Here is an 8284-nt window from a genome sequence, read left to right as displayed (position 1 = left end):
CCGGCGGGAACCGGCGGCGGGAGCGGCGCGCACCTCCAGGGCGCGCGCCTTCTCGCTTTGTTACTCGGCTGCGTCGGGCAGCTGCTGCCCGGCTTCGGCCGTCTCGAGCTTCGAGTTCTCGAGCTCGACCGACAGGCCCAGCGAGCGCATTTCCTTGACGAGAACGTTGAAGCTCTCCGGAATGCCCGCTTCGAACGTGTCGTCACCGCGCACGATCGCTTCGTAGACCTTGGTACGGCCGGCCACGTCGTCAGACTTCACGGTCAGCATTTCCTGCAGCGTGTAGGCGGCGCCGTAGGCTTCGAGCGCCCAGACCTCCATTTCGCCGAAGCGCTGTCCGCCGAACTGCGCCTTACCACCGAGCGGCTGCTGGGTGACGAGCGAGTACGGACCGATCGAACGAGCATGGATCTTGTCGTCCACGAGGTGGTTCAGCTTGATCATGTACATGTAGCCGACAGTCACCTTGCGGTCGAAGGGCTCACCCGTGCGGCCGTCGTACAGGACGGACTGACCCGACGGATCGAGACCTGCCTTCTGCAGCATGGACGCGACATCCGGCTCATGCGCACCGTCGAAGACCGGCGTCGCAATCGAGACGCCACGCTTGGACTGCTCGGCGAGACGGACGAGCGACTCGTCGTCGAAGTTGGCAACTTCGTCGTTCGCCAGGCTCTCGTAGACATCCCTCAGCTCATGCTTCAGATCGGCAATGTCGTTCGACTTCTTGTACTCTTCGAGCAACTGGCCGATCTTCCTGCCCATACCGGCGCAGGCCCAGGCCAGATGCGTCTCGAGGATCTGACCGACGTTCATGCGCGAAGGCACGCCGAGCGGGTTCAGAACGATATCGACATGCGTACCGTCTTCGAGGAATGGCATGTCCTCGATCGGCACGATGCGCGATACGACGCCCTTGTTGCCGTGACGGCCGGCCATCTTGTCGCCCGGCTGGATCTTGCGCTTAACGGCAACGAAGACCTTGACCATCTTCATGACGCCCGGAGGCATCTCGTCGCCGCGCTGGACCTTTTCGACTTTGTCCATGAAGCGCTGTTCGAGGCGCGACTTGGATTCGTCGTACTGGGCGCGCAGAGCTTCGATCTCGCCCTGCACCTTCTCGTCTTCGACGGCGAACATCCACCACTGCGACCGCGGATATTCCGAGATCACGGCGTTCGAAAGCTCGGCGCCCTTCTTGAAGCCCTTCGGACCGGCAACCGACACGTGGCCGCGCAGCATGTCGATCAGACGACCGTAGACGTTGCGGTCGAGGATCGCCTGTTCGTCATCGCGGTCCTTGGCGAGGCGCTCGATTTCCTCACGCTCGATCGCCATGGCGCGCTCGTCCTTCTCCACACCATGACGGTTGAAGACGCGGACTTCGACGACGGTGCCGAACGTGCCCGGAGGCATGCGCATGGAGGTGTCGCGAACGTCGGACGCCTTCTCGCCGAAGATGGCGCGCAGAAGCTTTTCTTCCGGCGTCATCGGGCTTTCGCCCTTCGGCGTGATCTTGCCGACGAGGATATCGCCCGGCTGGACCTCGGCGCCGATGTAGACGATGCCCGCTTCGTCGAGGTTCTTCAGCGCTTCTTCCGAAACGTTCGGAATGTCGCGCGTGATTTCTTCCGGACCAAGCTTGGTATCACGCGCCATCACCTCGAATTCCTCGATGTGAATGGAGGTGAACACGTCGTCCGACACGATGCGCTCGGAGAGCAGGATCGAGTCTTCGTAGTTGTAGCCGTTCCAGGGCATGAACGCGACGAGCGCGTTGCGGCCGAGCGCCAGATCGCCCAGATCCGTCGACGGACCGTCGGCGATGATGTCGCCCTTGGAGATCACGTCGCCTACGGTCACCAGCGGACGCTGGTTGACGCAGGTGTTCTGGTTCGAGCGCTGGAACTTCTGCAGCCGATAGATATCGACACCTGACTTCGACGGGTCGAGATCTTCCGTCGCGCGAATAACGATACGGGTCGCATCGACTTGGTCGACGACACCCGCCCGGCGTGCGCCGATGGCCGCGCCGGAATCGCGGGCGACGACCGGCTCCATGCCGGTGCCGACGAACGGAGCCTCGGCGCGCACCAGCGGCACGGCCTGACGCTGCATGTTCGAGCCCATGAGAGCGCGGTTGGCGTCGTCGTTTTCCAGGAACGGGATCAGAGCCGCTGCGACGGAGACGAGCTGCTTAGGCGAAACGTCCATCAGGTTGATGGTGTCGCGCGGGGACAGCATGACTTCGCCGGCGTGACGGCAGACCACGAATTCCTCGATGAAGGAACCGTCCTTGTCGAGCGGAGCGTTCGCCTGAGCAACGTAGTACTTCGCCTCTTCCATGGCGGAGAGGTAAAGCACGTCGTTGGTCACCTTGCCGTCAACGATCTTGCGGTACGGTGATTCGATGAAGCCGTACTTGTTGACGCGCGCGAAGGTCGCCAGCGAGTTGATGAGGCCGATGTTCGGACCTTCCGGCGTTTCGATCGGGCAAATACGGCCGTAGTGCGTCGGATGAACGTCGCGGACTTCGAAGCCGGCGCGCTCGCGGGTCAGACCACCCGGGCCAAGAGCCGAGAGACGGCGCTTGTGGGTGATTTCCGAAAGCGGGTTCACCTGGTCCATGAACTGCGACAGCTGCGAGGAACCGAAGAACTCGCGAACCGCGGCAGCCGCCGGCTTCGCGTTGATCAGGTCCTGCGGCATGACGGTGTCGATTTCGATGGACGACATGCGCTCCTTGATGGCGCGCTCCATGCGCAGGAGACCCAGGCGGTACTGGTTCTCCATCAGCTCGCCGACCGAGCGGACGCGGCGGTTGCCGAGGTTGTCGATATCGTCGATCTCGCCCTTGCCGTCGCGCAGCTCAACCAGCATCTTGACCACGGCCAGGATGTCTTCCTTGCGCAGCGTGCGAACGGTATCAGCGACCTCGAGGTCGAGGCGCATGTTCATCTTCACGCGGCCGACGGCGGAGAGATCGTAACGCTCCGCGTCGAAGAACAGCGAGTTGAACATGGCTTCGGCCGATTCCATGGTCGGCGGCTCGCCCGGACGCATGACGCGGTAGATGTCGAAAAGCGCGTCCTGGCGGTTCTCATTCTTATCCGCAGAAAGCGTGTTGCGGATATAGGCGCCGACATTGATGTGGTCGATGCCGAGAACCGGGATCTCGTCGAAGCCGGCGTTCAGGATGATCGGCAGGGTCTTCTCGTCGATCTCATCACCGGCTTCGAGGTAGATCTCGCCGGTCTCCATGTTCACGACGTCTTCGGCGAGGTAGTTGCCGTAGAGATCGTCGTCGGTCGCCTTGAGGGCCTTCAGGCCCTTCTCGGTGAGCGTGCGGAGCAGACGCGGGGTCAGTTTCTTGCCGGACTCGACAACCACTTCGCCGGTATCGGCGTCGATCATGTCGGAGAGGGTCTTGGCGCCCTTGAGCGTCTCGGGCTGGAACGGGATGCGCCAGCCTTCGCCGTCGCGCTGATAGGAGGACTTGGTATAGAACGTGGAGAGGATTTCCTCGCCGTCCATGCCGAGCGCCATCAGCAGCGAGGTCACCGGAATCTTGCGGCGACGGTCGATACGCGCATAGACGATGTCCTTGGCGTCGAATTCGATATCGAGCCAGGAGCCGCGGTACGGGATCACGCGAGCGGCGAAGAGCAGCTTGCCGGAAGAATGGCTCTTGCCCTTGTCGTGGTCGAAGAAGACGCCCGGAGAGCGGTGCATCTGCGACACGATCACGCGTTCGGTGCCGTTCACGATGAACGTACCATTGTTGGTCATGAGCGGCATGTCGCCCATGTAGACGGACTGTTCCTTGATGTCCTTGATGGACTTCGCGCCGGTATCCTCGTCGATATCGAATACGATGAGGCGCAACGTCACCTTGAGCGGCGCCGCATAGGTCAGGTCACGCTGACGGCATTCCTCGACGTCGAATTTCGGCGGCTCGAATTCGTAGGAGACGAATTCCAGCATGGAAGCGCCGGAGAAATCAGTGATGGGGAAAACCGACTTGAAAACGGTCTGCAGCCCTTCATCCGGGCGGCCGCCCTTCGGTTCCTCGACCATCAGGAACTGGTCGTAAGAAGCCTTCTGAACCTCGATGAGGTTCGGCATTTCAGCGACTTCGGGGATCTTTCCAAAAAACTTGCGTACGCGCCTGCGACCATTAAACGAAAGGGTCTGAGCCATCGTCGCTCCTTCAAATCTTGCATCCGGGCCTGCAACGGACGGGGTTCGCTGGCCAGTCGATCCCGTCGAACATGGATATCTCAATCTCGTCCCGCCTCCCGAAGCCGCCGGCCGGATTGCCTGGCGTCCCGGTTCGAGACCATCCTCTTGAGAACCCATTACCCAAAAGCCGTTTTGGACGGCTTTTGGGTAACCGGTTCAGAGGAAACCGACGGGGGAGAGATGCCCCTCCCCCGTCGCATTCCGATATTACTTGACGTCGACCTTGGCGCCGGCGTCTTCAAGCTTCTTCTTGATGTCGGCAGCTTCAGCCTTGGAAACGGCTTCCTTGACAGCCTTCGGAGCGCCTTCGACGAGGTCCTTGGCTTCCTTGAGGCCGAGGCCGGTGATGCCGCGAACTTCCTTGATGACGTTGATCTTGTTGGCGCCAGCGTCCGTGAGAATGACGTCGAATTCGGTCTTCTCTTCTTCAGCAGCGGCAGCAGCACCGCCAGCAGCTCCGCCAGCAGCAGCAACAGCTACCGGAGCAGCGGCGGAAACGCCCCACTTCTCTTCGAGCAGCTTGGAAAGCTCAGCAGCTTCCAGAACGGTCAGCGAGGAGAGGTCTTCTACGATCTTTGCGAGATCAGCCATTTTACTAGTTCCTTTTATTCGGTTCGAACTGGTTGGTTATGAACAGCGAAAAACCGCCTCAAGCGGCTTCGTCCTTCTTTGCATAGGCCGCAAATACGCGAGCAAGCTGAGCTGCCGGAGCCTGAACGACGCCTGCGATACGGGTTGCCGGGGTCTGAATCATGCCCAGCAGCTTTGCACGCAGTTCGTCCAGCGAAGGCAGGGTCGCAAGCGACTTGACGCCTTCCGCGTTAAGCGTGGTCGTGCCCATGGAACCACCGATGACGACGAGCTTGTCGTTCGTCTTGGCGAAATCCACTACGACCTTGGGAGCGGTGATCGGATCATTGCTGTAAGCAATGAGCGTCTGACCCTTGAACAGGTCCGACATTCCTTCCGCTTCCGTGCCCTGAAGAGCGATCTTGGCCAGGCGGTTCTTCGCGACTTTGACGGTGCCGCCAGCAGCGCGCATCTTCGAACGAAAATCGTTCATCTGCGCAACTGTGACACCAGCATAGTGGGCCACGACAACCGAACCGGAAGCCTTGAAGACTTCGTTCAGCTCCGTGACGAATTCGCGTTTTTCCGCTCTTTCCACTGTCTGTCTCCAGTTGACGGGACCGCAATACTGCAGGCCCCATCGGTTTGCCTTTGCCTCAAGGGATCCATTGGTAAGATCCCAAGCGGCGCTTGAGGATCCTGTCCCCTCGCACTGTTGCCTCAACGGCTCCAGGCACAAGGCACACAAGGCTCGAACCGAACTCCAAAAGCGCGAATGCGCCTAACGAAAATCGGGTCTTACCCGTCTCATGCAGGCATGGTGATTAAGGTCGAAACCACCTGCAATCTCGGACAGGAATTCCGGATTTCTCCGGAAATCCCCGGCCCCGAAAGGCCGGGAATCTTTCACCCGGAGCACGAGGCTCCGGAAACTTCAAATCAGACCGTTACGGTCGACGGATCGATCTTGACGCCCGGACCCATGGTCGAGGAGATCGCTACGCGCTTGACGTAGTTACCCTTGGCGCCAGCCGGCTTAGCCTTGATGACGGCGTCAGCGAAGGCCTTGATGTTCTCTTCGAGCGCCTTGGCTTCGAAGGAAGCCTTGCCGATACCGGCATGGACGATACCAGCCTTCTCGACGCGGAACTCGACGGCGCCGCCCTTGGAAGCCTTGACGGCTCCGGCGACGTCCATGGTGACAGTGCCGACCTTCGGGTTCGGCATCATGCCGCGGGGCCCGAGAACCTTACCGAGACGGCCGACGAGCGGCATCATGTCCGGGGTCGCGATGCAACGATCGAAATCGATCTTGCCGCCCTGAACGATCTCGACGAGTTCTTCGGCACCAACGACGTCCGCGCCGGCGGCCTTGGCTTCATCGGCCTTGGCGCCACGGGCGAACACGGCGACGCGAACATCGCGGCCGGTGCCATTCGGCAGATTGACGACGCCGCGGACCATCTGGTCGGCGTGACGCGGGTCTACGCCGAGGTTCATGGCGATTTCGACGGTTTCGTCGAACTTCGCGGTAGCCCGCTCCTTGACCATCGAAATGGCGTCGGAAAGAGCGACGAGCTTGGTCGGATCAACGCCTTCGCGGATCTTCTGAATACGCTTTGCAAGCTTTGCCATGATCAAGCCACCACTTCCAGGCCCATGGAGCGGGCAGAGCCCTCGACCATAGCCATTGCGCCTTCGACGTCGGCTGCGTTGAGATCCTTCATCTTGGCTTCGGCGATCGTGCGAACCTGAGCCTTGGTGATCGTGCCGGCCTTGCCGCCCTTACCAGGCGTCTTGGAACCGGACTGGATCTTCGCTTCCTTCTTCAGCCAGTAGGTCACCGGCGGCTGCTTCATCACAAAAGTGAAGGACTTGTCCTGGTAATAGGTGATGACGACCGGAATCGGCATACCCTTTTCCATTTCCTGCGTGGCGGCATTGAACGCCTTGCAGAATTCCATGATATTGATGCCACGCTGACCAAGTGCCGGGCCGATCGGCGGGGACGGGTTTGCCGATCCTGCCTTGACCTGCAGCTTGAGCTGGCCTGCTACCTTCTTAGCCATTCTCTCTGCCTTTCGTTATGGACCGGCTTCCCGGCCCCGATATGCCGGATCGCTCCGGCGGCTGCGGTTGCGTGGTTCGAACATGGAGCCCGGCTTCAGGCACCCACCTCTCCCACGCGATTGCGGCAAGCGCCGCAACCCGCGATCCGTCAATGACGACCGATCGCGGATTTCAGAAAATCAGACCTTCTCGACCTGACCGTATTCGAGCTCGACCGGGGTCGCACGACCGAAGATCGAAACCTCGACCTTAAGGCGGGACCGCTCTTCATCGACATCCTGCACAACGCCGTTGAAGGACGCGAACGGACCATCGGAAACACGGACCTGCTCGCCGATCTCGAAGGAAATGGAGGACTTCGGCCGCTCCACACCTTCCTGGACCTGGCCGAGAATGCGCTCGGCCTCGAAATCCGGGATCGGAACCGGCTTGTTGTCGGAACCGAGGAAGCCCGTGACCTTCGGCGTGTTCTTGATCAGATGATAAGCCTCGTCGGTCAGGTTCGCCCGGACGAGAACGTAGCCCGGAAAGAACTTGCGCTCGGAATCGACCTTGCGGCCACGACGCACCTCAACGACCTTCTCGGTCGGCACCAGGATCTTTTCGAAGAGATGACCCAGCCCCTTCTGGCGAGCCTTCTCCTCGATCGACTCGGCGACCTTCTTCTCAAAATTCGAATATGCGTGGACGATGTACCAACGCGCCGCCATGTTCATCTCCACAAAATCAGTTGCCGACGTTCAGAACGAGCCTGATCAGCCAGCCTATAAGCTGGTCCGCGGCAAAGAAAAACAGCGCGGCAAAAACCACCATCAACAGCACCATGGCCGTTGAGATCATTGTCTCGCGACGAGACGGCCACGTGATTTTCGACGCCTCAGAGCGAACCTGCTGCAGAAACGTAACTGGATTGGTTTTAGATGCCATCGACTGCCCACGCAATTACGGCGCGTAAAGCCGATCTCGCTCAGCCCCACGCACCGCGTGTCTGTTTTGACCTACATAAACACCCCATTCCCTTTTCACAAGGGGAAAAAGAATGTTCGATGAAATTTTGCCGATTTCCCGGCAGCCGCTTCCCAACGATCCCGCTGCAGATATCCGCGCCCATCGTTCGGGCATGGCAGGGGCAGAGGGGCTCGAACCCCCGACCTGCGGTTTTGGAGACCGCCGCTCTACCAACTGAGCTATACCCCTAAGTCGCCCTCGCGATCGGCCAATCAGCGCCGACCGGGAGACACGCGGGCTTCATATTCAACTTGATCCGCGATGACAAGCACTATTGCGGAGGAAATTTCAAAAGCCCGCCGTTTTGTCGGGCGTGCTTCTCCACTCCCGGAAAGTCACCGGAAGGTGACGCCCGTAAGGCGCCCTTTCCCCGACCAAGCGAAAGGCCCCCCCC

General features: G+C 60.3%; 7 protein-coding genes and 1 tRNA gene. All 8 read right to left on the bottom strand.

The window, feature by feature from the left end:
* Positions 1–60: 60 nt before the first annotated feature.
* The 8 genes from rpoB to ACE04I_RS24570 all read right to left on the bottom strand — a co-directional run bounded on the left by rpoB (position 61) and on the right by ACE04I_RS24570 (position 8079).
* Positions 61–4200 (bottom strand): DNA-directed RNA polymerase subunit beta, encoded by a 4140-nt coding sequence (gene rpoB / locus ACE04I_RS24605; protein ID WP_046792700.1) that lies wholly within the window; start codon positions 4198–4200, stop codon positions 61–63.
* A 249-nt stretch (positions 4201–4449) separates the two neighbouring features.
* Positions 4450–4833, bottom strand: coding sequence for a 50S ribosomal protein L7/L12 (gene rplL / locus ACE04I_RS24600; RefSeq protein WP_046792701.1), 384 nt, complete (start codon positions 4831–4833; stop codon positions 4450–4452).
* A gap of 58 nt (positions 4834–4891) precedes the next feature.
* Positions 4892–5410 (bottom strand): 50S ribosomal protein L10, encoded by a 519-nt coding sequence (rplJ, locus tag ACE04I_RS24595; protein ID WP_046792702.1) that lies wholly within the window; start codon positions 5408–5410, stop codon positions 4892–4894.
* A gap of 341 nt (positions 5411–5751) precedes the next feature.
* Positions 5752–6447: a 50S ribosomal protein L1 gene (rplA, locus tag ACE04I_RS24590; protein WP_046792703.1), complete on the bottom strand. Its 696-nt coding sequence runs from the start codon at positions 6445–6447 to the stop codon at positions 5752–5754.
* 2 nt (positions 6448–6449) lie between these two features.
* The gene (rplK, locus tag ACE04I_RS24585; RefSeq protein ID WP_046792704.1) at positions 6450–6881 is read right to left on the bottom strand and encodes a 50S ribosomal protein L11; all 432 of its coding nucleotides are present in this window, start codon (positions 6879–6881) and stop codon (positions 6450–6452) included.
* Positions 6882–7061: 180 nt separating this feature from the next.
* The gene (gene nusG, locus ACE04I_RS24580; RefSeq protein ID WP_046792705.1) at positions 7062–7592 is read right to left on the bottom strand and encodes a transcription termination/antitermination protein NusG; all 531 of its coding nucleotides are present in this window, start codon (positions 7590–7592) and stop codon (positions 7062–7064) included.
* 16 nt (positions 7593–7608) lie between these two features.
* Positions 7609–7809, bottom strand: a complete 201-nt coding sequence (gene secE / locus ACE04I_RS24575; protein ID WP_046792706.1) for a preprotein translocase subunit SecE — start codon at positions 7807–7809, stop codon at positions 7609–7611.
* A gap of 194 nt (positions 7810–8003) precedes the next feature.
* Positions 8004–8079: transfer RNA gene (locus ACE04I_RS24570), tRNA-Trp, on the bottom strand.
* Between the last annotated feature and the right edge of the window lie 205 nt (positions 8080–8284).

The organism is Rhizobium moroccans, from assembly GCF_057559155.1.
The sequence above is the reverse complement of the archived record's forward strand: the minus strand, read 5'-3'. Positions and strand labels throughout refer to the sequence as shown.

Excerpts from the sequence above, each read along its gene's own strand:
- rpoB (WP_046792700.1), bottom strand. The coding sequence starts at position 4,200 with ATGGCTCAGACCCTTTCGTTTAATGGTCGCAGGCGCGTACGCAAGTTT.
- rplL (WP_046792701.1), bottom strand. The coding sequence starts at position 4,833 with ATGGCTGATCTCGCAAAGATCGTAGAAGACCTCTCCTCGCTGACCGTT.
- rplA (WP_046792703.1), bottom strand. The coding sequence starts at position 6,447 with ATGGCAAAGCTTGCAAAGCGTATTCAGAAGATCCGCGAAGGCGTTGAT.
- rplK (WP_046792704.1), bottom strand. The coding sequence starts at position 6,881 with ATGGCTAAGAAGGTAGCAGGCCAGCTCAAGCTGCAGGTCAAGGCAGGA.
- nusG (WP_046792705.1), bottom strand. The coding sequence starts at position 7,592 with ATGGCGGCGCGTTGGTACATCGTCCACGCATATTCGAATTTTGAGAAG.
- secE (WP_046792706.1), bottom strand. The coding sequence starts at position 7,809 with ATGGCATCTAAAACCAATCCAGTTACGTTTCTGCAGCAGGTTCGCTCT.